General features: G+C 37.9%; 19 protein-coding genes and 7 tRNA genes. 14 read left to right on the top strand and 12 right to left on the bottom strand.

Annotated elements, in window-relative coordinates; genetic code table 11:
- Position 1: 1 nt before the first annotated feature.
- The 5 genes from ACPT8Q_RS03850 to ACPT8Q_RS03830 all read right to left on the bottom strand — a co-directional run bounded on the left by ACPT8Q_RS03850 (position 2) and on the right by ACPT8Q_RS03830 (position 2,768).
- A tRNA-Pro gene (locus tag ACPT8Q_RS03850) sits at positions 2-78 on the bottom strand.
- Between the two features lie 21 nt (positions 79-99).
- A tRNA-His gene (locus ACPT8Q_RS03845) sits at positions 100-175 on the bottom strand.
- Between the two features lie 26 nt (positions 176-201).
- Positions 202-278 (bottom strand) — tRNA-Arg (locus ACPT8Q_RS03840).
- Positions 279-426: 148 nt separating this feature from the next.
- Entirely contained in the window at positions 427-2,562 is a 2,136-nt protein-coding gene (rlmKL, locus tag ACPT8Q_RS03835; RefSeq protein ID WP_050949035.1) for a bifunctional 23S rRNA (guanine(2069)-N(7))-methyltransferase RlmK/23S rRNA (guanine(2445)-N(2))-methyltransferase RlmL, read from the bottom strand.
- Between the two features lie 129 nt (positions 2,563-2,691).
- Positions 2,692-2,768: transfer RNA gene (locus ACPT8Q_RS03830), tRNA-Met, on the bottom strand.
- A gap of 186 nt (positions 2,769-2,954) precedes the next feature.
- On the opposite strand from ACPT8Q_RS03830, the gene mltA reads away from it, so the two are divergent.
- The 3 genes from mltA (at position 2,955) to znuA (ending at position 6,064) form a co-directional block, all read left to right on the top strand.
- On the top strand, positions 2,955-4,064 hold the full coding sequence (gene mltA / locus ACPT8Q_RS03825) for a murein transglycosylase A (RefSeq protein WP_050949034.1): 1,110 nt from the start codon (positions 2,955-2,957) through the stop codon (positions 4,062-4,064).
- Positions 4,064-4,834: a tRNA cyclic N6-threonylcarbamoyladenosine(37) synthase TcdA gene (tcdA, locus tag ACPT8Q_RS03820; RefSeq protein ID WP_050949038.1), complete on the top strand. Its 771-nt coding sequence runs from the start codon at positions 4,064-4,066 to the stop codon at positions 4,832-4,834. Before mltA ends, tcdA begins: the two co-directional genes overlap by 1 nt.
- 174 nt (positions 4,835-5,008) lie before the next feature.
- A complete protein-coding gene (gene znuA / locus ACPT8Q_RS03815) occupies positions 5,009-6,064 on the top strand; it encodes a zinc ABC transporter substrate-binding protein ZnuA (RefSeq protein WP_425627543.1) in 1,056 nt (351 codons plus the stop codon).
- Between the two features lie 52 nt (positions 6,065-6,116).
- On the opposite strand, the gene ACPT8Q_RS03810 is transcribed toward znuA, so the two are convergent.
- Positions 6,117-6,623: a DUF2301 domain-containing membrane protein gene (locus ACPT8Q_RS03810; protein ID WP_050949032.1), complete on the bottom strand. Its 507-nt coding sequence runs from the start codon at positions 6,621-6,623 to the stop codon at positions 6,117-6,119.
- A 96-nt stretch (positions 6,624-6,719) separates the two neighbouring features.
- Positions 6,720-8,081, bottom strand: a complete 1,362-nt coding sequence (gene mpl, locus ACPT8Q_RS03805) for a UDP-N-acetylmuramate:L-alanyl-gamma-D-glutamyl-meso-diaminopimelate ligase (protein ID WP_425627542.1) — start codon at positions 8,079-8,081, stop codon at positions 6,720-6,722.
- Positions 8,082-8,239: 158 nt separating this feature from the next.
- On the opposite strand from mpl, the gene ACPT8Q_RS03800 reads away from it, so the two are divergent.
- Positions 8,240-8,833 (top strand): hypothetical protein, encoded by a 594-nt coding sequence (locus ACPT8Q_RS03800; protein ID WP_050949030.1) that lies wholly within the window; start codon positions 8,240-8,242, stop codon positions 8,831-8,833.
- A gap of 48 nt (positions 8,834-8,881) precedes the next feature.
- On the opposite strand, the gene metC is transcribed toward ACPT8Q_RS03800, so the two are convergent.
- Complete coding sequence (metC, locus tag ACPT8Q_RS03795) at positions 8,882-10,072, bottom strand: cystathionine beta-lyase (protein ID WP_050949029.1); 1,191 nt, start codon at positions 10,070-10,072, stop codon at positions 8,882-8,884.
- Positions 10,073-10,207: 135 nt separating this feature from the next.
- Between metC and ACPT8Q_RS03790 the strand changes: the two genes are divergently transcribed.
- From ACPT8Q_RS03790 to ACPT8Q_RS03770, 5 genes are all read left to right on the top strand, one after another.
- Positions 10,208-10,810 carry a peroxiredoxin C gene (locus tag ACPT8Q_RS03790; protein ID WP_021035632.1) on the top strand — a complete coding sequence of 201 codons (603 nt, stop codon included), beginning with the start codon at positions 10,208-10,210 and terminating at the stop codon, positions 10,808-10,810.
- Between the two features lie 100 nt (positions 10,811-10,910).
- Positions 10,911-11,468: a CDP-diacylglycerol--glycerol-3-phosphate 3-phosphatidyltransferase gene (pgsA, locus tag ACPT8Q_RS03785; RefSeq protein WP_050949028.1), complete on the top strand. Its 558-nt coding sequence runs from the start codon at positions 10,911-10,913 to the stop codon at positions 11,466-11,468.
- Positions 11,469-11,623: 155 nt separating this feature from the next.
- Positions 11,624-11,699 (top strand) — tRNA-Gly (locus ACPT8Q_RS03780).
- Positions 11,700-11,703: 4 nt separating this feature from the next.
- Positions 11,704-11,790: transfer RNA gene (locus ACPT8Q_RS03775), tRNA-Leu, on the top strand.
- A gap of 50 nt (positions 11,791-11,840) precedes the next feature.
- A tRNA-Lys gene (locus tag ACPT8Q_RS03770) sits at positions 11,841-11,916 on the top strand.
- 118 nt (positions 11,917-12,034) lie between these two features.
- Here the strand turns inward: ACPT8Q_RS03770 and ACPT8Q_RS03765 are convergent.
- A complete protein-coding gene (locus tag ACPT8Q_RS03765; RefSeq protein WP_050949027.1) occupies positions 12,035-12,565 on the bottom strand; it encodes an inorganic diphosphatase in 531 nt (176 codons plus the stop codon).
- 233 nt (positions 12,566-12,798) lie between these two features.
- Here ACPT8Q_RS03765 and ACPT8Q_RS03760 point away from each other — a divergent pair, with 233 nt between their 5' ends.
- Positions 12,799-14,115, top strand: coding sequence for an NCS2 family permease (locus tag ACPT8Q_RS03760; protein ID WP_050949026.1), 1,317 nt, complete (start codon positions 12,799-12,801; stop codon positions 14,113-14,115).
- A gap of 88 nt (positions 14,116-14,203) precedes the next feature.
- On the opposite strand, the gene fbpC is transcribed toward ACPT8Q_RS03760, so the two are convergent.
- From fbpC to ACPT8Q_RS03745, 3 genes are all read right to left on the bottom strand, one after another.
- Positions 14,204-15,253, bottom strand: a complete 1,050-nt coding sequence (fbpC, locus tag ACPT8Q_RS03755) for a ferric ABC transporter ATP-binding protein (RefSeq protein ID WP_050949025.1) — start codon at positions 15,251-15,253, stop codon at positions 14,204-14,206.
- Between the two features lie 24 nt (positions 15,254-15,277).
- The gene (locus ACPT8Q_RS03750; protein WP_425627541.1) at positions 15,278-17,335 is read right to left on the bottom strand and encodes an ABC transporter permease; all 2,058 of its coding nucleotides are present in this window, start codon (positions 17,333-17,335) and stop codon (positions 15,278-15,280) included.
- 167 nt (positions 17,336-17,502) lie between these two features.
- Positions 17,503-18,543, bottom strand: a complete 1,041-nt coding sequence (locus ACPT8Q_RS03745; protein ID WP_050847760.1) for an ABC transporter substrate-binding protein — start codon at positions 18,541-18,543, stop codon at positions 17,503-17,505.
- Positions 18,544-18,708: 165 nt separating this feature from the next.
- Here ACPT8Q_RS03745 and udk point away from each other — a divergent pair, with 165 nt between their 5' ends.
- Genes udk through ACPT8Q_RS03725 form a run of 4 tightly spaced genes read left to right on the top strand, consistent with a single transcriptional unit; the run spans position 18,709 to position 22,315 of the window.
- Positions 18,709-19,350, top strand: a complete 642-nt coding sequence (gene udk / locus ACPT8Q_RS03740; protein ID WP_005658079.1) for a uridine kinase — start codon at positions 18,709-18,711, stop codon at positions 19,348-19,350.
- A gap of 8 nt (positions 19,351-19,358) precedes the next feature.
- Complete coding sequence (gene dcd / locus ACPT8Q_RS03735) at positions 19,359-19,946, top strand: dCTP deaminase (RefSeq protein ID WP_005660907.1); 588 nt, start codon at positions 19,359-19,361, stop codon at positions 19,944-19,946.
- A 3-nt stretch (positions 19,947-19,949) separates the two neighbouring features.
- Positions 19,950-21,125, top strand: coding sequence for an AsmA-like C-terminal region-containing protein (locus ACPT8Q_RS03730; RefSeq protein ID WP_050949024.1), 1,176 nt, complete (start codon positions 19,950-19,952; stop codon positions 21,123-21,125).
- Positions 21,125-22,315 carry a sugar transporter gene (locus ACPT8Q_RS03725; protein WP_050949023.1) on the top strand — a complete coding sequence of 397 codons (1,191 nt, stop codon included), beginning with the start codon at positions 21,125-21,127 and terminating at the stop codon, positions 22,313-22,315. Before ACPT8Q_RS03730 ends, ACPT8Q_RS03725 begins: the two co-directional genes overlap by 1 nt.
- Positions 22,316-22,390 lie beyond the last annotated feature (75 nt).

Here is a 22,390-nt window from a genome sequence, read left to right as displayed (position 1 = left end):
GTGGTCGGCGAGATAGGATTTGAACCTACGACCCACTGGTCCCAAACCAGTTGCGCTACCAAGCTGCGCTACTCGCCGTCAGATCTTATATAGATAAGATGGGGTGGCTAATGGGATTCGAACCCACGACAACTGGAATCACAATCCAGGGCTCTACCAACTGAGCTATAGCCACCATTAGGAGCTGTTATTGCACTGACCTGGCGCGCTCGACAAGATTCGAACTTGCGACCTTTGGCTCCGGAGGCCAACGCTCTATCCAACTGAGCTACGAACGCGTTACTGCGTCGTTGCGGAGGCGTATATTAATGATTTAATAAAATCTTGTCTAGCACTTTTTGAAAAAAAATGTTTGAGCGATAGTTTTTTATTCAGTTTGTTTAAAATTCACTATTTTTTCGACTATTTTTACAACTTAGCAAATCATTATATATGTTGAATCATCCAACAATTATGAATTTGTTTATTACGTTCAAAATCTAGAGGCAATGTTTTATGCGAAATTTCTACCGCACTTAAACCTAATTCTTCCAACGCAACTAAATTCATTTTGAATCCACGTTTATTATTCGAGAAAACAATTGTGCCATTATTCGACAAAACTCGTTTTAGGTTGCTCATCAATTTCACATGATCTCGTTGAACATCCCAACTCTCTTCCATACGTTTAGAATTCGAAAACGTCGGTGGATCCACAAATATCAAATCAAATTGACGATCACATTTTTCTAACCATTGAAGGCAATCTGCTTGAATTAATTTATGTTGTTTACCTTCAATATCATTCAAAATAAGATTTTGCTCCGCCCAATTAAGATAAGTATTAGACATATCAACGGTCGTTGTCGATTTAGCACCACCAAGTGCCGCATGAACAGTTGCAGAACCAGTATAAGCAAATAAGTTCAAGAAATCTTTACCTTTTGCCAACGCTCCAATCATTTTTCTTGTTAAACGGTGATCTAAAAATAAGCCCGTGTCTAAATAATCTGTCAAATTTACCCAAAGCTGCGCGCCATATTCATTCACATAAAAGTATTCGCCTTTATTGGCTAATTTCTCATATTGGTTAGTACCTTTTTGTTTCTGACGAACTTTGAGGATCAACTTATTCGTTTCTACACCTGTAACGTGCAAAGTTGCAGTAACCGCATCTAACAAACGCTGACGCGCTTTATTTTCATCAATATTTTTCGGTGCTGCATATTCTTGCACAACAATGTAATCTGCATAACGATCAACGGCTAAATTATATTCTGGCAAATCGGCATCATATAAACGATAAGCGTCTAATCCTTGTTGCTTTGCCCATTTACTAATTTTCTTAATATTTTTTTGTAATCGATTAGCAAAATCAGTTGCCACCTCCGAAGTGCGGTTAAATTCTAGTTCATTTTCAGCGGTAATTTCGTCAGATTTTCGTTCTGAAACTTGATAATTCTTCTGCACACAATCTAATGGGCCATTTTTGGCTTTAAACTGTCGGCTGGCACGCATTCTCAAACAATCAAGTAATGTGGATTCGCTACTAAAAACAGAAACATTCCAACCACAAAATTCTTTTTTAAGTCTTTGCCCAAATACAGAATAGAGCGCGATCAATGCTGGGGTTGTGCCTAAGCGTTCCCCATAAGGTGGATTACAGATAACCGTACCGACTTCATTTAAACGAGGATTTTTCAACGCTGCAACATCACCTTGCTGCCATTTAATTAAATGTGAAACACCTGCATTTTGTGCATTTTTCTGCGCCTTTTTTAATACGCGGTGATCGAGGTCAAATCCATAAAAGTGCGGTTGAATTTCACGTTGTTTTTCTTCTGCTAATTCAATAGCTTCATTTTTTACTTTTTCCCAAGCCGATTGATTATGCGCTTTCCAAAAATCAAATCCCCAATGTAAACGATAAAGTTGCGGTGCAATTTTGGCTTCCATTTGTGCCGCCTCAATTAAAAGCGTACCTGAACCACACATTGGATCCACTAATGGAGAACCCACTTGCCAACCTGAACGCATAACAATTGCCGCAGCTAGAGTTTCACGTAAAGGCGCTTGACCTGCATCTTCACGATAGCCTCGCAAATGTAATGCTTCTCCACTTAAATCTAAAGAAATCACTAAATTTTCACGGTTTAAATAAGCATGGATACGCACGTCCGGCTGAATTTTATCTACATCGGGACGAGTTTTACCTTGACGTTCAAAGTAATCGACAATTCCATCTTTAACACGCATCGCACCAAATTGAGTATGACGAATTTCTTGGTTGGTTCCATTAAAATCGACAAAGAATGTAACTCGTTCATCAAATAGCCCTAACCAATTAAAGCCTGAAACAGCCGCATAAAGATCCAAATCACTGTAAATTTTGGTTTCAATCAAAGGAAATAAAATGCGTGAAGCAAGGCGTGACCAAAGCAAAGTGCGGTATAAAGTTTCGTCATCAGCTTGATAATGAATGCCACCTTGAACCACTTTTGCCTCTTGCGCACCAAGTTCAGTGAGTTCAACTTTTAATAATTCTTCAAAGCCACGAGAAGTCGTTGCAAATAATTGTTTCATTTAGGTACCGATTTTGAAAATTTTGAGGGATTATAGCATAGAAAAAGATGATCTAATTGAGATCATCATAGCGAGTTAAACTGTAAAAAGAAAAGCCCCGATTTTCTAAATCAGGGCTTCAAAATTTGTTGGTTGCGGGGGCCGGATTTGAACCGACGGCCTTCGGGTTATGAGCCCGACGAGCTACCAAGCTGCTCCACCCCGCGTCTGATGAGGCGTACTATACTCGCTTAAAATTTAATTGCAAGAATTAAACAAAACTTTATCAATTGTTTGTTAATAAAATGTTCAATGTGTAGTTTTATTAAGCAATTTCACTAAATAACACTGGTTGTTTTCTGTAAATTTTGATAGCGTATGCGACCTTATTTCTGCTTACTTTAGGATTGAAAATGTCGGTGTGTAAACCATTTTGGTTCAAAACTTTTTCTATCTCAATTATTACCGCACTTTTGGTGTCTTGTACCTCTAACATAAAAAACATTCAGATTCCCACCACCTTAAATGGTAGTGATCCTCAACAATTCGGTGCAAAATATACCAATCGAACTTATCAGCAAGCAGCGCTTGTGCCTGTATCCAACATAGAAAACCAAAGTGCGGTAATAAATCAAGGCGATTTTTTAACACAGCTTTCCAATATAAAAAATTATTCGAGTAAACTTTCCGCCAATTTTTACGACAATTATGAAAAGATTACAAATTGGGTTCTTTCTGGGGCAAATATTAATGAACTCACTCAATTTAATATCCATCCGCAAATTATGCGTGGATTTGATGGGTATCAAAATGTACTGATGACAGGCTATTATTCGCCTATACTTTATGCTCGTCATACCCCACAAGGTCAATTTAAAAATCCAATTTATCGTATGCCTGTGAAAAAACGTCTAAGTCGAGTGCAAATTTACGCGGGAGCATTAGTGGGGAAAGGACTAGAGTTAGCATATAGCGATTCCATGTTGGAAAACTTTTTACTTGGGGTACAAGGCAGTGGTTATGTAGATTTTGGCGATGGCAATCTTAACTATTTTGCTTACGCAGGACAAAATGGTTTCCCTTACACGGCTATCGGGCGTTTATTAGTGGAAGATGGCGAAATTCCAAAAGAAAAAATGTCTATTCAAGCAATTCGAGAGTGGGGCAATCGTAATCCATCGCGTGTACAAAGCTTGTTAGAGCGCAATGAAGCTTATGTCTTCTTTAAAAATGATCCAAGTGGCAAAGTGAAAGGCTCTGCGGGCGTTCCTCTTGTAGCAATGGCTTCAGTGGCATCAGATCGCAATGTTATCCCATCTGGCTCTGTACTTTTAGTCGAAGTACCAGATATTGATAATAATGGAAACTGGCTTGGCACACACAAATTACACTTAATGGTTGCACTTGATGTAGGCGGTGCAGTGAAAGGTCATCACTTTGACTTATATCGTGGTATCGGTGCTAGAGCAGGACATATTGCAGGGCTTTCAAAACACTACGGTAGAGTATGGGTATTACAATAATGTCTAGAATAGATAATTACGAACAACGTTTCGGCGGTATTGGACGACTTTATACACCCGATGGCTTAGCGCACTTACGCCAAGCCCATATTTGCATAATTGGCATTGGCGGCGTAGGTTCTTGGGTTGTTGAAGCCTTAGCACGATCTGGCATTGGCAAACTCACATTAATTGATATGGATGATATTTGCGTCACGAATATCAATCGCCAACTTCCTGCGATGAGCGGCACAATCGGCAAATTAAAAACTGAAGTGATGTCAGAGCGAGTAAAATTAATTAACCCAGAATGTACCGTCAATATTATTGATGATTTTATCTCGCCAGAAAATCAAGCAGATTACCTCAATCGAGGCTATGACTACGTAATTGATGCTATTGACAATGTGAAAACTAAAGCGTCGCTGATTGCTTATTGTAAACGTCACAAAATTAATGTGATTACTATTGGTGGTGCTGGTGGTCAAACTGATCCAACCCAAATTCAAATTGCCGATCTGAGTAAAACCATTCAAGATCCGCTCCTTGCTAAAGTGCGGTCAGTTTTACGCAAGGATTACAATTTTAGCCAAAATCCAAAACGCAAATTTAGTATCGATGCGGTATTTTCAACACAACCTTTAATATTTCCACAAATGACTGAAGGTTGTGCAATTTCAGCCACAATGAATTGCGCAAACGGGTTTGGTGCAGCCACAATGATAACTGCAACTTTTGGTTTTTTTGCTGTTTCTCGTGTAATAGATAAATTACTCAAGAAGAAATCTTAATCCTTTGAAAATGCACATTAACTATGAATGTGCATTTTTTATCGAATGAAATCCATTTACTTTAAAAATGAAAAATTTTCCCCCTTTTTTACTATAAAATCATTGCAATTTACAGAAAAGAGCGTAGGCTTTTGCCCTTTACTAATGATTATCAACAAGTAAGGAAACAGAAATATGAAAAAACTTTTAAAAATTAGTGCCATTTCTACCGCACTTTTAAGCGCACCAATGATGGCAAATGCTGATGTATTGGCATCAGTAAAACCTTTGGGCTTTATTGTTTCGTCTATTGCAGAGGGTGTAACTGGCACACAAATTCTTGTGCCTGCTGGAGCATCTCCGCATGACTACAATTTGAAATTATCTGATATTCAAAAAGTAAAATCTGCAGATTTAGTAGTATGGGTTGGTGAAGATGTTGATTCATTTTTAGACAAGCCAATTAGTCAAATTGAACGCAAAAAAGTGATTACCATTGCCGATCTTGCGGATGTTAAACCTTTATTAATTCAAGCTCACCACGAGCATTTCCATGAAGATGGCGATCATGATCATGACCATAAGCACGAACACAAACATGATCATAAACACGACCATGATCATAAGCACGAACACGACCATGATCATAAGCACGAACACGATCACGACCATAAACACGATCACGACCATAAACACGATCACGAACATCATGATCACGATCATCACGAGGGTTTAACAACAAACTGGCACGTTTGGTATTCTCCCGCTATCAGCAAAATTGTTGCACAAAAAGTAGCGGATAAATTAACTGCACAATTCCCAGACAAAAAAGATTTGATTGCAAAAAACCTTTCAGATTTTAACCGCACTTTGGCAGAACAAAGTGAAAAAATCACAGCACAACTGGCGAATGTAAAAGACAAAGGTTTCTACGTTTTCCACGATGCTTATGGTTATTTCAACGATGCTTATGGTTTAAAACAAACAGGTTACTTTACCATCAATCCATTAGTTGCTCCGGGTGCAAAAACTTTAGCACACATTAAAGAAGAAATTGATGAACATAAAGTAAATTGCTTATTCGCAGAGCCTCAATTTACACCAAAAGTGATCGAGTCTTTAGCGAAAAATACTAAAGTCAATGTAGGACAACTCGATCCAATTGGCGATAAAGTCACTTTAGGCAAAAATTCTTATGCAACATTCTTGCAATCTACCGCAGATAGTTACATGGAATGTTTAGCTAAATAAACCTTTCTAAAAACAATGACCGCACATAATAAAAGTGCGGTCATTTTCTTTTCTAAATTTGATATTTAGTTTTATCTCCAATATCAAAATGCAAAGGCATTCGCCATTTTTGTATCGCTAAAACTAAAAGTAATACGCCAGAAATAATAGAAAAAATTCGTAGTGCGATAAAATTATTTAATACCCACGAAAACCACAAGCAAGCCACAAATATCGGCTGTAAATTTAGCAAAGGTACGCGGAAACAAAAATATTCTTTAAAACACAAACCACCTAAAGTAAGTAACGCACCACCAAGAGCCAAAGCAGGATAATGATTAATATAAAAAAGTAATCCTATCCAAGTAGCAAATTGAAAAAGCAATCGGAAGGATTTGAGATAAATGTGTAACGAAGATGCACAGCAAGTTGCCGCAATTAATATAAATGTGAGTGATAAATCTGGATACCAACTCATGGCAAGAAGAGCCAACGCCGCTATCACAAAGCCAGTGCGATAAATAATGACAGTCAGATTATCTAAAAAATCCATCGGTGATTTAATATGTGGATCAGCCATTGTATAAATGTTCCTTTTTATGAATTACAAATTAAAGTCAGATAAATAAAAAGTGCGGTTCATTTAAAAACATTTTCTAAATTAATCGCACTTTTATTATTTCAGTTTTAGTTTATCAAGAATTTTTTGATGAATGCCACCAAAACTGCCGTTAGACATCACTAAAATATGATCCGTAGGTTGAGCCTCTGCAACAATCATATCCACTAATCGATCCAAATTTGCGTGCCAATAAGCAGGTTGTACACATTGGTTTGCAATATCTGCCACTTCCCAAGGAAGTTGTTCAGGTTGAAGCATAAACACGGCATCAGCTCGACCAAGCGCAGGCGCAATTTCATCTTTATGAACCCCCATTTTCATTGTGTTAGAACGAGGCTCAAGCACGGCAAGAATTCGCACGCCGCCACCTACTTTATCTCGCAAAGCAGTTAGCGTAGCAAGAATAGCTTCTGGATGATGCGCAAAATCATCATAAACTATAATGCCATTAACTTCGCCTTTCACTTCTAAACGACGTTTAGCATTCACAAAAGATCCCAATGCTTTACACGCATCTTCAATAGCCACACCCGCATGATGAGCAGCCGCTATTGCCATTAACGCATTATGCATATTATGTTGTCCGACTACATTCCATTTTACTTCTGCCACTTTTTCTCCATGATGGAAGACCGCAAAATGTGAAGCATCATTTGTGATACGTTCAGCAAACCATTCGTTATCCTTGCCTAAAAATTGTTGTTGCGACCAACATCCCAATGCCAAAGTTTCTTTTGCACTTTGTTCACTCGCCGAACTTAATACCAAGCCACTTGCCGGAATGGTTAGAATCATATGATGAAATTGGCGTTGAATCGCTTTGAGATCGTCAAAAATATCAGCGTGATCAAAACTAATGTTATTTACGATAAGTGTACGTGGATTGTAATGGACAAATTTCGAACGTTTATCAAAGAAAGCCGTATCATATTCATCAGCTTCAATAACAAAATAAGGACTTTCGCCTAAACGGGCGGAAATACCGAAATTACCCGCAATACCACCGATTAAAAAACCAGGTTTTAAACCATTTTGTTCCAGAATCCAAGTTAGCATGCCTGTTATCGTTGTTTTTCCATGCGTACCAGAAACCGCCAATACCCAACGATCTCGCAATAAATGATCATGTAACCATTGAGGGCCAGATGTATATTTCAAATTATTTTCCAACACATATTCTACGCAAGGATTACCGCGTTTCATCGCATTACCAACAATTACCATGTTAGGCGCAGGTTGTAATTGTGCAACATCATAATTTGGAATAATCTCAATACCTTGCTCTTCTAAAAAAGTGCTCATTGGAGGGTAAACATTAGTATCGGAACCCGTTACGTGATAGCCCATTTGTTTAGCAATCATCGCCACACCGCCCATAAATGTGCCACAAATACCTAAGATATGAATATGTTTCATTGTGCTTCTCTGTTGATTAAGGAAAACGAAAAATATGATAAAACAACTTCTATGAACTTTCAAAAGAAAAGACTGTCGTAAGGACCCACATAAGCTATAATTATAACCCTTAAAGGTGAGTACAACCTAGCTGATAAAACATAATGAAGGAATTTACAATGAAATTTAATAAATCTTTTCTTTTCGCAACTATCATCGCAAGTTCTATTACCTTAACCGCTTGTAACGATAAAGAGCAAAAACAAGCTGAAAAACCCGCAGTAGAAACAACTCAACCTGCTGTAGAAAAAGCTCAACCCACAACAGAAGCTGCACAACCAGCAACCACCCAATCAGAACAACAGGTACAAATAAAAATAGATGAATTAGTTGCTCAAGCTAATGAAGAATTTCAAAAAGTTGCAAACATAAAAGTTACTAATGTTTCTGTTACTGATGATTTAAAATCCTTTTCTATCACTTATGAAATTACAAATTTAAGCGATAAAGCAATTTCAGAAGCACAATGGCTAACTATTTATAAAGAAAATAACCAACCGTTCTATATAGCAAATCTTCCCGCATTACAATTTGGAAAAACAATTGCACCGAAAGCAAATGAAACCGTTACCTTATCAACCAATGAAGAAGCAGTACTTTCTCAAATTCGTCCTCACTTACAACAAGGAAAAAGTATTCAAGTCGATATTATTGGGACTTCAATTCATTTTGCTGACGGTTCCCAAATTGGTTTAGTTTCAGAACAAAAATAATCCTATAAAAAACGCCTGTGTAAAACAGGCATTTTTTTATCCGCACTTTTAGGCAATTCGCTCAAATCCAGCTTTTAAATCTACAATCAATTCATCTACATCTTCAAAGCCGATATGCACACGAATTAATGAACCCGTAAGGTTACGTTTAATATTTGGACGAATATGTGCAATTTCTTCTGGTTGATTACAAAGAATTAGAGACTCAAATCCTCCCCATGAATAAGCCATAGTGAAAAGCTCAAAATGATCCATAAATTTTGATACTTGCTCTGAGGTTAATCGCTGGGTTAATTCAAAAGAAAATAAACCACTGCTTCCACTAAAATCACGTAAAAAGAATTCATGGCCAGGGCAACTTGGTAAGGATGGATGATACACCGTTTTTACTTCTGGTTGCTCACTCAACCATTTTGCTACTTTAATACTGCTTTCCTGATGTTGTTTTAATCGTACACCCAATGTACGAATACCACGAGCAGTCGTATAAGCAGAATCCGCATCCACCATTTGCCCCATTAAATAGGAATGTTCTCTAAGTTGATCCCAAGTTCGCGCATTCGCAACGGCAGTACCAATCATAATATCTGAATGCCCCACTAAATATTTCGTCCCCGCTTGAATAGAAATATCAATGTCATGCTCTAACGCTTTAAATAGAACACCTGCCGACCAAGTATTATCAATCATAATCACAATATTAGGATTCACCGTTCTTGCAGCTTTCACAATAGTCGGAATATCGGGAATTTCCATTGTGATAGAACTCGGTGCTTCTAAAAAAAGTACTTTTGTATTCGGTTGAATAAGCGTTGCAATATCAGCACCAATAAGTGGATCGTAATAAGTTGTATCGATCTGCATTTTTTTCAGCACAATATTACAGAAATCCTGAGTTGGCTCATAAGTGGCTCCGCTCATCAATACATGATCACCAGTTTTAACAAAAGAAAGAATAGAATTAGTGACTGCAGCTGCCCCACAAGGATAAAGATAACAACCAGCTCCCCCCTCCATTTCGCACATTAAATCTTGTAACGCAAAATGTGTTAGCGTCCCACGACGGCCATAAAATAACTCGCCTTTAGCACGATTTTTTGTTGCATATTTTTTATCTTCAATACTGTCAAATACTAATGAAGAAGCTCGCTGTAATACAGGATTTACCGCGCCCTGAGAAAAACGCTTCTGACGACCTGAATGAATAAATGTTGTTGAAAGATGATATTTTGCTCGCATATATTTCCTTACTTTAAATTAAATTAATTTCTTCAATAGACAAAACCGACTATAAAAGTGCGGTCATTTTCATTAGAATCTTACTGCTGTTTTTTTAGCAAAATTTTAACTTCACTTTATAGAGGAATAATGACTATGGTATTAGTAACCCGTCAAGCACCAGATTTTACTTCATCTGCTGTATTAGGCAATGGCGAAATCGTTGATAACTTCAACTTTAAAAAACACATTGCTGGAAAAGCTGCAGTAATCTTTTTCTATCCGTTAGACTTTACCTTTGTTTGCCCTTCTGAGTTAATCGCATTTGACCACCGTTATGAAGAGTTCAAAAAACGTGACGTAGAAGTAGTTGGTGTTTCTATCGACTCTCAATTCACTCACAATGCATGGCGTAACACTCCAACTGAAAATGGTGGTATCGGTCAAGTTAAATATGCATTAGCAGCAGACGTAAAACATGAAATTGCTCAAGCATACGGTATTGAACATCCAGAAGCTGGCGTTGCACTGCGTGCTTCATTCTTAATCGACAAAAATGGCGTAGTTCGTCACCAAGTAGTAAACGATCTTCCATTAGGTCGTAACATTGATGAAATGTTACGTATGGTTGATGCATTACAATTCCATGAAGAACACGGTGATGTATGCCCAGCACAATGGGAAAAAGGTAAAGAAGGGATGAAAGATAACCCAGAAGGCGTTGCAAAATACTTAAAACAAAACACAGATAAACTTTAATCCATAATTATTTACAAGAAAGCCACATAATGTGGCTTTTTTTATATTCTTAGATACTTTAGAATAGATGCATCCCTAACCCCAAGAGCGGTTCATTTCTATGAAATTTAATATTCCTATTTTCCTAACGGTGTTTCGCGTAATTCTGATTCCGTTTTTCGTGATTGCATTTTATTTACCTATCGAATCTTCCCCTTTTATTACTACATTCATATTCTTTATTGCTGGCGTTACTGATTGGCTTGATGGCTATTTGGCTCGTAAATGGAAACAAACTACAAGATTTGGGGCTTTTTTAGATCCTGTTGCTGATAAAGTAATGGTTGTTGCAGCCTTAGTGCTAATCGTTGAATATAAACACTCTCTTTGGATTACGATTCCTGCTATTATTATGATTTCTCGCGAAATTATAATTTCCGCATTACGTGAATGGATGGCTGAACTTGGAGAACGTAATAAAGTTGCAGTATCTTGGTGGGGAAAATGGAAAACCACAGCACAAATGTTAGCACTAGGTGGATTATTATGGCGTTATAACAACTATATGGAAATAGCAGCAATTATCTTACTTTATATCGCCGCTATTTTAACTATATGGTCAATGATCCAATATTTACAAACAGCAAAAGGAAGCTTGCTAGATAATATTCAATTATAAATTTAAATAAAACACAGTTATTTTTTATGATAACCATCTATATTTGAGTTATTTTTAAGCAAATAAAATATTTTTTATTTTTTTCGTTTGACAGTAATATATAAATCCGTAAAATACGCCCCGTTGTCACGCAGCAATGCTGATTAGTGATAAATGCGGGAATAGCTCAGTTGGTAGAGCACGACCTTGCCAAGGTCGGGGTCGCGAGTTCGAGCCTCGTTTCCCGCTCCAATTTGCCCGAGTGGTGGAATCGGTAGACACAAGGGATTTAAAATCCCTCGCCTTTCGAGGCGTGCCAGTTCAAGTCTGGCTTCGGGCACCATTTAAATACCAATCTAAAGGTTTTAAAATTCACTTTAAAATCATCGAATTGGGTCGTTAGCTCAGTCGGTAGAGCAGCGGACTTTTAATCCGTTGGTCGAAGGTTCGAATCCTTCACGACCCACCACTTGAAAATAAAGCAAGTACCGAAAGGTATTTTTTTATTGTCTAAATTCTTGAAACTCATTATAAAAAATCCCCGACTCAAAGAATCAGGGATTTTTACAATCAAATGTGTTTATTAATTAACGCTCATTCCAACGTTTAATAGACTCACGAATCACTTCTTTCGCTTCTTCTACATCGCCCCAATACGTTACTTTCGTTGAGCCAGGTTTCTTAAGTGCTTTATAGTTATTGAAATGGAACTCAATTTGTTTAATTAAATTCGCAGGTAAATCTGCTAATGAATTGTAGGCATTGCCTGTATCACGATCATCTGCTGGAACACAAACGATTTTGTCATCCACTTCGCCATCATCAACAAATTTCATGACACCAATTACTTTAGCTTCAAGGAATACACCCGTTGCTAATGGTTGGCGAGTGATTAATAACACATCTAACTCATCGCCATCTTCATCTAAAGTTTGTGGAATAAAACCATAGTTAGTTGGTTTTGCGAAAATTGCTGGCTCAACACGATCTAACTGGAATGCCGCAACTTTACGATTCCATTCGATTTTATGGCAGCTACCTTCGGGAATTTCGTTTACTACATTGATAATGCCAGCATCTACATCGCCTGGCGTTAAAATTTGATTAAAATCAGCCATTTTGTTTCCTTCATTTTATCAAGTTAAAAAACGCAATAAGTATAGCAGTTTTTCTGCTGACTCGCAGTCTCATTTGTAGAGAAAATCAGCAAATAGATTATTTTATAACTATTCATAATTTTGACCGCACTTTCCCCTAAATAAAACTTACGCAAACGTTTACTTCTTATTTTTATGATGTAGAATAGCGCACCTTATTACTTCCAATTTTTTACTTAACTTCAAGGAACACTATGCCAACTTTAGAAAAAACATTTGAACTCAAACAACGTGGTTCAACTGTTCGTCAAGAAATTATCGCGGGTTTAACCACGTTCTTAGCAATGGTTTATTCTGTCATCGTAGTACCCAATATGCTCGGTGCAGCAGGTTTTCCTGCGGAATCTGTCTTTATTGCGACCTGTTTAGTTGCAGGGTTAGGCTCTATCTTAATTGGCTTATGGGCAAATGCACCAATGGCAATTGGTTGTGCAATTTCTCTTACTGCTTTTACAGCATTTAGCTTAGTAATCGGTCAAAAGGTCGCCATTCCTGTTGCCCTAGGCGCAGTATTCTTAATGGGGGTTGTGTTTACCTTAATTTCTGCCACAGGTATCCGTGCATGGATTTTGCGTAATTTACCAGCCAGTATCGCTCACGGAGCAGGCATTGGTATCGGACTTTTTTTACTTTTAATTGCGGCAAACGGCGTTGGTTTAGTTGTCAGCAACCAAGCTGGCTTGCCAGTAAAATTAGGCGATTTTACTTCATTCCCAGTAATGATGTCCTTAATTGGTTTAGCGTTAATTATTGGTCTTGAAAAAATGAAAATTAAAGGCGGTATTTTATGGGTCATTATCGCTATTACTATCGTCGGTTTAATTTTTGATCCAAATGTAAAATTTGGCGGAGAAATTTTCAAAATGCCAACTTTTGGCGAAAACTCTCTTTTCTTACAATTAGACTTTATAGGCGCACTACAACCTGCAATCTTGCCGGTGGTATTTGCTCTCGTGATGACCGCCGTATTTGATGCGACTGGTACAATTCGTGCAGTGGCAGGTCAAGCCGACTTGCTTGATAAGGATGGCCAAATTATCAATGGCGGTAAAGCCCTAACTTCAGACTCAATCAGTAGCTTATTCTCAGGTTTATTCGGTACAGCACCAGCTGCCGTTTATATTGAGTCAGCAGCAGGAACAGCAGCAGGCGGTAAAACTGGTATTACTGCAATCGTTGTTGGTGTGTTATTCTTATTAATGCTTTTCTTCCAACCATTAGCTTTCTTAGTGCCTGGATACGCCACAGCCCCAGCATTAATGTACGTTGGTTTATTAATGTTAAGCAATGTAAGCAAATTAGATTTCGATGATTTCGTTGGCGCGATGAGCGGATTAATCTGCGCAGTGTTTATCGTACTTACCGCCAATATCGTAACAGGCATTATGTTAGGTTTTGCGGCATTAGTGATTGGAAGAATCGTGAGTGGCGATATTAAACGCTTAAATGCAGGCACTGTGATTATTGCAATCGTACTCGTTGCATTCTATGCAGCCGGTTGGGCGATTTAATAACAGAAATAAGAAAGGGGAAAAGCCTTCCCCTTAATTGTAATCTCAAAAGTGCGGTGAAATTTCACCGCACTTTTTTATACTTGGATTACTCTTTCTTCAATAAGAAAATACCGTGATCAGATAAATTTACATAGGCTTGTTTTAAATCAGCATTAAAATCCTCTGGTTTACAATTTACCAGTAAATCTTTGCCCGCCCAGTTTGCAACCACTTCCCAATGGTTGCCCATATAGACCGCACTTTTAATCTCGCAACGTTGTGCATCGCTGCCCTCTGCAGCAAGATAAATTGCTTCTGGGCGAATACCTACTAAGCATTCGCCATCGGGTAAATTAAACTGTGCAGCGTCTTTTAAAGGTACATGATAGCCATTAATATCCACCACGCCATTTTCTAATTTTCCATGGAAAATACTGGATTCTCCCATAAAGTTTGCTAAGAACAAAGAATTTGGTCGTAAATAAAGCTCTTTCGCTGGTGCTTTTTGCATAATTTTACCTTTATGCATAACGATAACTTCATCAGATACCGCAAAGGCCTCTGTTTGGTCGTGAGTCACATAAAGCGAGGTAATGCCTAAACGTTGTTGCAATTCACGGATTTTTTCACGCATTGAACGACGTAAGTTTGCATCTAAATTACTTAATGGTTCATCAAACAATAGGACTTTTGGTTTTAATACTAAAGCACGAGCCAATGCGACACGTTGTTGTTGCCCACCCGAAATTTGATCAACAAAACGATCTTCAAAGCCTGCTAAATCCACTAATTCTAAAGCCTCTTTTACACGTTTAGCACGTTCTTCTTTGCTAATGCCCTGCATTTTTAAGCCGTAGCCGACGTTATCGCCAATGCTCATATGTGGGAAAAGTGCGTAAGATTGGAAGACAATACAAATATCTCGATTTTGAATAGAGGATTTTGTTACGTCTTCGCCATCAATAAAAATTTGACCTGAAGTTGGATTTTCTAACCCTGCCACTAAACGTAATACGGTGGTTTTACCACAGCCTGATGGCCCTAACAATGTTACCATCGTGCCACGTTTGATCGTTAAATCTAAATTATCAATGACGACCGCTTTACCAAATGCTTTTGTGATATTTTTTAATACTAAGAAATCATTATTACTCATAATTTTTACCTACAACTTAACGAGTTAATTCATTTTTTTCGCTTTAGAACGAGAGATACGCGTATCGCCTACAATCCAGTCGAAGAACAAAATAATTGTCATCATCACCACAATTAAGATAGAGCCGTATGCAATTGCAATGCCGTATTCTCCGTCTTCCACACGATTTAAAATATATGCGGTAGCAACGCGAGTGTCTGCTGTCACTAAGAATATAATTGCACTTACTGTCGTCATTGCACGAACGAAACTAGTCACAAGCGCGGAAAGCAACGCTGGTTTTAATAATGGCAAGACGATAAAGCACAATGTTTTCCACGAACTCCCTTTTAAAGAAAGCGATGCTTCATCAAGGGATTTATCAAGTTGTCCTAGCCCTGCAATCGCTGCTCGCATACCAATTGGTAAGTCACGCATTACCATTGAAATAATCACAATAATGCCCGTACCCGTAATATAAAGCGGTGCATTGTTGAACGCTAAAATATAAGATACCCCTGCCACAGTTCCCGGTACAGCAAAGCAAAGCATGGTTAAGAACTCAAGGGATTTTTTACCTTGGAAATCTTTACGCACCACAATATAGGCAATTAATAATCCAAAGAATGCGGTTAATGGCGCAGCAATACCTGCATAAATTAAGGTATTGATTAGTGACGGCCACGCCCCATCGCTCAATCCTTGCCCGAATAACATGGCATAGTTTTTCAAGGTTAAAGTGTAATCTACGCCCCAGTTTACAGTGAAGCTTCCATAGAAAATGCTACCGTAAAGTGCCATATTAAAGATTACCCAGAAGCCAAGCATACCGATGATAGTATATTTCAAGCCGTTTGGCAGTTCTTGCACATCACCACGATAAGATTTCCCCGAAACAGTGACATAAGAGCGGTTACCAATCCAAATGTATTGAATGATAAAAATCGCCAACGAGAAAATTAACAACATCGAACCTAAAGTACTGGCTGAAGCATAATCAAGTTGTGAACCCGCAATATAGAAATAAATTTGTGTGGCAATCACATCGAAACTTCCACCTAAAACTAAAGGATTACTAAAGTCCGCTAATGATTGAATAAACACAATTAAGAAAAAATTTGCTAATGCTGGACGCAGTAACGGAAAAATAATCTGATAGAACGTTTGATAACGATTAGCACGCAGCGTATAAGAGGCTTCTTCAATTGAAGGGTGAACTGATTTCAATGCACCGTCTAAAATCATAAAAGAAATCGGGGTAAATGCGAGAATTTGCGCAATCGCAATCCCATTAAAACCATAAAGCCAGTTATGACTAGAAAAACCAAAATATTCACTTAAAAATTCTGTTACATAACCAGAACGTCCGAGCATTAAAGTTACCCCTAACCCCACTACAAATGGGGGCGTAACAATTGGCAAAATAGAGAAAATTTTTCCGATAAATGCCGTTCTACGCGCGATACGTGTGGTATAAAGTGCAAAGGCTAAACCAAATACAGTAGAAACGATGCCCACAAAGCCCGATAAGAAAAGCGAATTGGTAATTACACGAACAATATAGCTCTGCGTTAAAATACGCATCACTTGCTGTGGCGAAAAGGTATCGCCGTCATAAAACATTGAAACGAAAATTGCCAATGTTGGATAAACAATAAAGAAGAAAATCAACAAAATAATGCAAAGTAAAGAAGCAATAATAAACTTATCCCCTTGCATTACTTTCAGTTTTGCCAATGAAAGTGTCGCCAATGCGGTATATCCCACAAGCAACACAATCACAGAATAGCCCATACTAATTTTGTACAGCGTCGCACTGATAAACATAAACAGTACAGAAAGTGCGGTCAAAAATAGCTCTGTTTTTGCTTGGGTTTGCCGTGGCAATCTCAATAACGGCAAAGCACCATACACAATAACAGGCAGAAACCAAGCCCAAGTTAAATTGAAAGAAACCCAGCCCATTGCCTCTAAATATTCATCTGAAGTACTTTCAAACAAACCGTAATCAAGTGCATTAGAGGGCAGAAGCGCAAACGCCAACAAGGATAAAATAATCCAAAAATAAGCGGAATGCATTATGGAAAGTTTTTTTGCGTTCATACAACCTCGCAGTAAAGAAAACATGACTTTCACCTAGGGTAAGTATACCCTAGGATAATTACAGCAACTCCCCTATCGGGGAGTAAAAAGCTGTTCCCCAAAGGGGAACTACTATTACGATAATTAGCCGTGGGTATACTTACCCACGGCTATGATTATCACGAAAACTATTTCGCTAATTTAACTTCTTGTACCCATTTTTCAATTAAGGCTTTGCGTTGTTCTGTTGCACCGTATTTTTCAAAGTCATAATTGATTAATTTAAGTTTATTTGGATCAAATGCAGTTGGCGATTGTTCTGCAGTCGTGTTAGTTAAGATTTGTAACGAATCTCCTTGTTTCCAAGCTAATTCTTGACCTTCTTTTGATAAAGCCCAATCGACGAATAATTTTGCATTATCAATATTACGCGCACCTTTTAAGATACTCACACCGCCTAATTCATAGCCCGTTCCTTCACACGGCACAACTAATTCTAACGGCGCACCATTGCGTTTTTCTAAAGCATAATCGTGTAAGAAACCTACCCCAATTGTCGCTTCGCCACGCGCAGAGTTACGTGATGGCGTGATACCCGATTTGGTATATTGAGAAACGTTAGGATGCAAGGCTTTTAGGAAATCGAATGCCTCTTTTTCGCCCCATAATTGGACGAAAGTTGCCAATGCGGTATAAGCAGTACCCGCACTTTGAGGGTCTGCAATTTGAACTTCGCCTTTTAAGCGTGGATCTGTTAGGTCTTTCCAGCATTTTGGCACTTCTTTAATGCCTAATTTTGCCAAACGTTCAGTATTCACACCGAAACCTAAGATCCCCATATAAATAGAGGAAACATAGTGACCTTTGGTTTTCGCAGGATCACGGAAACGTTCAACGATTTCATCAATGTGTTTAGATTTATAAGGCTCAATTAAGCCTAATTCTGTAGCTTGAGCTTGAGGGTCAAAAGTACCGCCGAACCAAACATCCGCTTGAGGGTTATTTTTTTCAGCTTCAACTTTGGCAAAAGTACTGCCTGAACCATTACGAATAAAGGATGTTTTCACATCATATTTTTCGCCGAACGCTTTCGTGGTGGTTTCGCACAAAATATTGGTGGCACTACAGTAAACAACTAAACGACCTTTAGCGTTAGCAGAACCAGAAATAGCCAATCCTGCTGCTAAAAGTGCGGTAGAAACAGAAAGAGAAATTTTGTTGAATTTCATAATACATACTCCTTATTGGATAGGATGCTCGAATCCTACTTGAAAAATAGAAATAATACCGTGATGAAGCTCACACTTTTTGAAATTTGGATAAAAAAATAAACGTGAAATTCACCGCACTTTTCTTTATAATTGCACGAGTTTTCCTTACATCGAAACACGATTATGTCAAATCCCTCTTGTATCATTATCGCCATCACAGGTGCATCTGCATCAGGCAAAAGTTCTATCGCTTCCACCGTTCACAAAGAACTCTGTAATGAATTAGGTTGCCAAGAAATTGGTATCATTACTGAAGACAGTTACTATAAAGATCAAAGCCATTTAGAAATGACTGAGCGCGTAAAAACGAATTACGATCATCCAAGCTCTATGGATCGCGATTTACTTATCCAACATTTAAAAAATCTAAAAAATGGCAGTGCCGTAGATGTGCCTGTTTATAGCTATGTAGAACATACTCGCACCAACGAAACAACGCATTTCACACCAAAACGAATCGTAATTTTAGAAGGGATTTTATTGCTCACAGACGAAAGAGTACGCCAATTAGCCGATATTTCTGTATTCGTAGATACTCCACTTGATATTTGTTTTATTCGCCGTTTACAACGCGATATGGAAGAACGTGGTCGCTCTCTACAATCGGTGATTGATCAATATCGTGCGACCGTGCGTCCAATGTTCTTACAATTTATTGAGCCATCTAAACAATATGCGGATATTGTTATTCCTCGCGGCGGAAAAAACCGTATTGCAATCAATATGTTAAAAGCTCAAATTCTTCATTTATTGAATCAAAAATAGGAAATCTTATGCGTCTTTGCGATACTGATATTGAACGCTATCTCGATGATGGCATTATTTCTTTAACTCCTCGTCCAAATAATGACAAAATCAACGGTGCGACGATTGATGTTCGCTTGGGTAATTCTTTCCGTGTATTTCGTGAACATTCTGCGCCTTTTATTGATTTAAGCGGCCCGAAAGAAGAAGTATCTGCACAGCTTGAATCGGTAATGAGCGATGAAATTATTATCCCAGAGGGGGAAGCATTTTTCTTGCATCCTGGTACTTTAGCGTTAGCAACCACACTTGAATCTGTGAAATTACCCGCCAATATTATCGGTTGGTTAGATGGTCGCTCTTCTTTAGCGCGTTTAGGTTTAATGGTACACGTAACCGCACACCGCATTGACCCAGGTTGGGAAGGAAAAATCGTGCTGGAATTTTATAATTCAGGGAAATTACCATTAGCACTACGCCCAAATATGGTCATTGGTGCGTTAAGTTTTGAAGTATTAAGTGGCGAAGCAAAACGACCATACAGTAGCCGCAAAGATGCAAAATATAAAAATCAACAAAGTGCGGTAGCCAGTCGAATTGACGAAGACAAGGAATAATCAATGAAAAAGTTCGTGCTTGTCGTAGGGATCGTCGCTTTGGCGATCTTTTCTTTTTTATATATTCAACTTTACCGAGTGCAAAGTGCCATTAGTGAACAACTGGCACAACAAAACATTGCCGTTCAATCCGTCAATTTATCATTATTTTCTCCCGCACTTTCCCTTGAAAATATAAAAACTACGCAATTTTCAGCTCAAAAAATTGAAGCTAAACTTAATTTCTTGCCTCTTTTGTATGGTAATACCGCACTTCATTCACTGAATATTCAACAGCTCAAATTAACTCAAAACACACAAAATCCTGTCAATGTATCCATAGAGGTTTCACCTTTTTCGTTAAAACAGCTTTTATCAAAAAAAGTAATATTGAATGGCGAAAACCATATTCGCATTGAATTTAATAAGCCTATTTATGGAAAAACAAAAACTTTCCATTTTTCTTTCCACAAAGCAAATTTAGACTTCTCAACATCAGAATCAGCCCTACTTCAATTTGTAGATGCAAACCTAAATAATCAGCCTATCGGTTATATTGAAACCCACACAGCCCACCAACAAATAGTGACCTATATAAAACCACAATGCGATAACGATTGTTTAGCTGTATTGAAATATCAACAAATTGGCAACCAAAGTGCGGTCAATTTTTCAGGCAAAACTTTCCCCGTTAAACGCTTATTCGCACTATTAAATTTGCCAGAAGTGTTAAGTGGACACGCTGATTTTGATCTTGATTTCAGCTTTTCATCTTCCTCGCTTATTCAAGGCAAATTAAATTTTTTAGCGCAAAATGGCGAAATTCTTGGTGTAAATCTATTGGATATGGTAGCGCAATATTTCCCGATTAATTACAACAATGATTTGTTAAAAAACAAAGAGTTAAACACTCGCTTTGAACAATTTCACTTACAATTATTTCTCCAACAAAATCAACTTATTGCTGAAAAAATTGAATTAAAAACACCCGCACTTTTGGGGCAAGGAAAAGGCATTATTGATTTAAATCGAATGGAATGCAATGTGGATATTAATTTAAATTCTACGGATCAACGCTATCAAAATTTAACCCTGCCAATCAATTTTTTTGGTAACTGCAGTTCACCACAATATAAAATTAATTTTACGAAGAAATTCCGCCATCAATTAATTGATGCGATTAAAGAAAAGTTACGTTAATGTCGTTATATTTAAAAGCTGAAAAAATTCAATCGTGGCGCGTGTTTATTATGGCTTGCGCAGGATTTATTTTTAATACTACAGAATTTGTACCCGTTGCAATGTTAAGCGATATTGCACAAAGTTTTAATATGCAAACCGCCGATACTGGTTTAATGATGACAGTTTATGCTTGGACGGTGCTAATTATGTCTCTGCCTGCAATGCTTGCCACCGGCAATATGGAACGTAAAAGCCTGCTAATCAAACTTTTCATTATATTTATCGTTGGGCATATTTTATCGGTCATTGCTTGGAATTTCTGGATATTACTTCTCGCTCGAATGTGTATTGCATTAGCCCATTCAGTGTTTTGGTCAATTACCGCTTCACTTGTGATGCGCATCGCACCTAAACACAAGAAAACTCAAGCATTAGGAATGCTCGCTATTGGCACCGCACTTGCCACCATCTTAGGATTACCGATTGGACGAATTGTCGGACAGCTCGTCGGTTGGCGTGTCACTTTTGGCATTATTGCAGTACTGGCATTATCCATTATGTTTTTAATTATTCGACTATTGCCAAATTTACCCAGTAAAAATGCTGGCTCTATTGCAAGTTTACCCTTGCTTGCGAAACGCCCATTATTACTTTGGCTTTATGTGACAACGGCGATCGTCATTTCAGCACACTTTACCGCTTATACTTATATCGAACCCTTTATGATTGATATTGGGCATTTAGATCCAAATTTTGCCACTGTGGTTTTATTAGTTTTTGGATTCTCTGGTATTGCCGCAAGCCTATTATTTAACAGATTCTACCGATTTGCGCCGACAAAATTTATTATTGTTTCGATGAGCTTATTGATGTTCTCACTATTGCTACTACTCTTCTCTACCGAAACAATGATAGCAATGTTCTGTCTTGTGTTTATTTGGGGTATCGGTATTTCTTGTATCGGACTCTCCCTACAAATGCACGTACTAAAACTTGCACCAGATGCAACCGATATTGCTACGGCTATTTACTCGGGCATTTTCAATGCAGGAATTGGCGCAGGCGCATTATTTGGAAACCTTGCGACAACCTATTTAGGATTAAACGAAATCGGTTATACGGGCGCAGCATTAGGCTTAATCGGCTTCATCATTTTTATTACAACGCACTTAAAATATCGCCATACATTTCTTCTGCAAAACAAATAAAAAAATAACCGCACTTTAATGCTCAAAAGAGTTTTAAAAGTGCGGTTAAATCTTGCTAAGTTTTATCTATCTCGA

The organism is Haemophilus sp. HN_Hi10 (assembly GCF_049821985.1).
Taxonomy (GTDB): domain Bacteria; phylum Pseudomonadota; class Gammaproteobacteria; order Enterobacterales; family Pasteurellaceae; genus Haemophilus; species Haemophilus influenzae_D.
The sequence above is the reverse complement of the archived record's forward strand: the minus strand, read 5'-3'. Positions and strand labels throughout refer to the sequence as shown.

What these genes read in the sequence shown, in the direction of transcription:
- rlmKL (WP_050949035.1), bottom strand. Translation starts at nt 2,562, where the DNA reads ATGAAACAATTATTTGCAACGACTTCTCGTGGCTTTGAAGAATTATTA.
- mltA (WP_050949034.1), top strand. Translation starts at nt 2,955, where the DNA reads ATGTCGGTGTGTAAACCATTTTGGTTCAAAACTTTTTCTATCTCAATT.
- tcdA (WP_050949038.1), top strand. Translation starts at nt 4,064, where the DNA reads ATGTCTAGAATAGATAATTACGAACAACGTTTCGGCGGTATTGGACGA.
- znuA (WP_425627543.1), top strand. Translation starts at nt 5,009, where the DNA reads ATGAAAAAACTTTTAAAAATTAGTGCCATTTCTACCGCACTTTTAAGC.
- ACPT8Q_RS03810 (WP_050949032.1), bottom strand. Translation starts at nt 6,623, where the DNA reads ATGGCTGATCCACATATTAAATCACCGATGGATTTTTTAGATAATCTG.
- mpl (WP_425627542.1), bottom strand. Translation starts at nt 8,081, where the DNA reads ATGAAACATATTCATATCTTAGGTATTTGTGGCACATTTATGGGCGGT.
- ACPT8Q_RS03800 (WP_050949030.1), top strand. Translation starts at nt 8,240, where the DNA reads ATGAAATTTAATAAATCTTTTCTTTTCGCAACTATCATCGCAAGTTCT.
- metC (WP_050949029.1), bottom strand. Translation starts at nt 10,072, where the DNA reads ATGCGAGCAAAATATCATCTTTCAACAACATTTATTCATTCAGGTCGT.
- ACPT8Q_RS03790 (WP_021035632.1), top strand. Translation starts at nt 10,208, where the DNA reads ATGGTATTAGTAACCCGTCAAGCACCAGATTTTACTTCATCTGCTGTA.
- pgsA (WP_050949028.1), top strand. Translation starts at nt 10,911, where the DNA reads ATGAAATTTAATATTCCTATTTTCCTAACGGTGTTTCGCGTAATTCTG.
- ACPT8Q_RS03765 (WP_050949027.1), bottom strand. Translation starts at nt 12,565, where the DNA reads ATGGCTGATTTTAATCAAATTTTAACGCCAGGCGATGTAGATGCTGGC.
- ACPT8Q_RS03760 (WP_050949026.1), top strand. Translation starts at nt 12,799, where the DNA reads ATGCCAACTTTAGAAAAAACATTTGAACTCAAACAACGTGGTTCAACT.
- fbpC (WP_050949025.1), bottom strand. Translation starts at nt 15,253, where the DNA reads ATGAGTAATAATGATTTCTTAGTATTAAAAAATATCACAAAAGCATTT.
- ACPT8Q_RS03750 (WP_425627541.1), bottom strand. Translation starts at nt 17,335, where the DNA reads ATGAACGCAAAAAAACTTTCCATAATGCATTCCGCTTATTTTTGGATT.
- ACPT8Q_RS03745 (WP_050847760.1), bottom strand. Translation starts at nt 18,543, where the DNA reads ATGAAATTCAACAAAATTTCTCTTTCTGTTTCTACCGCACTTTTAGCA.
- udk (WP_005658079.1), top strand. Translation starts at nt 18,709, where the DNA reads ATGTCAAATCCCTCTTGTATCATTATCGCCATCACAGGTGCATCTGCA.
- dcd (WP_005660907.1), top strand. Translation starts at nt 19,359, where the DNA reads ATGCGTCTTTGCGATACTGATATTGAACGCTATCTCGATGATGGCATT.
- ACPT8Q_RS03730 (WP_050949024.1), top strand. Translation starts at nt 19,950, where the DNA reads ATGAAAAAGTTCGTGCTTGTCGTAGGGATCGTCGCTTTGGCGATCTTT.
- ACPT8Q_RS03725 (WP_050949023.1), top strand. Translation starts at nt 21,125, where the DNA reads ATGTCGTTATATTTAAAAGCTGAAAAAATTCAATCGTGGCGCGTGTTT.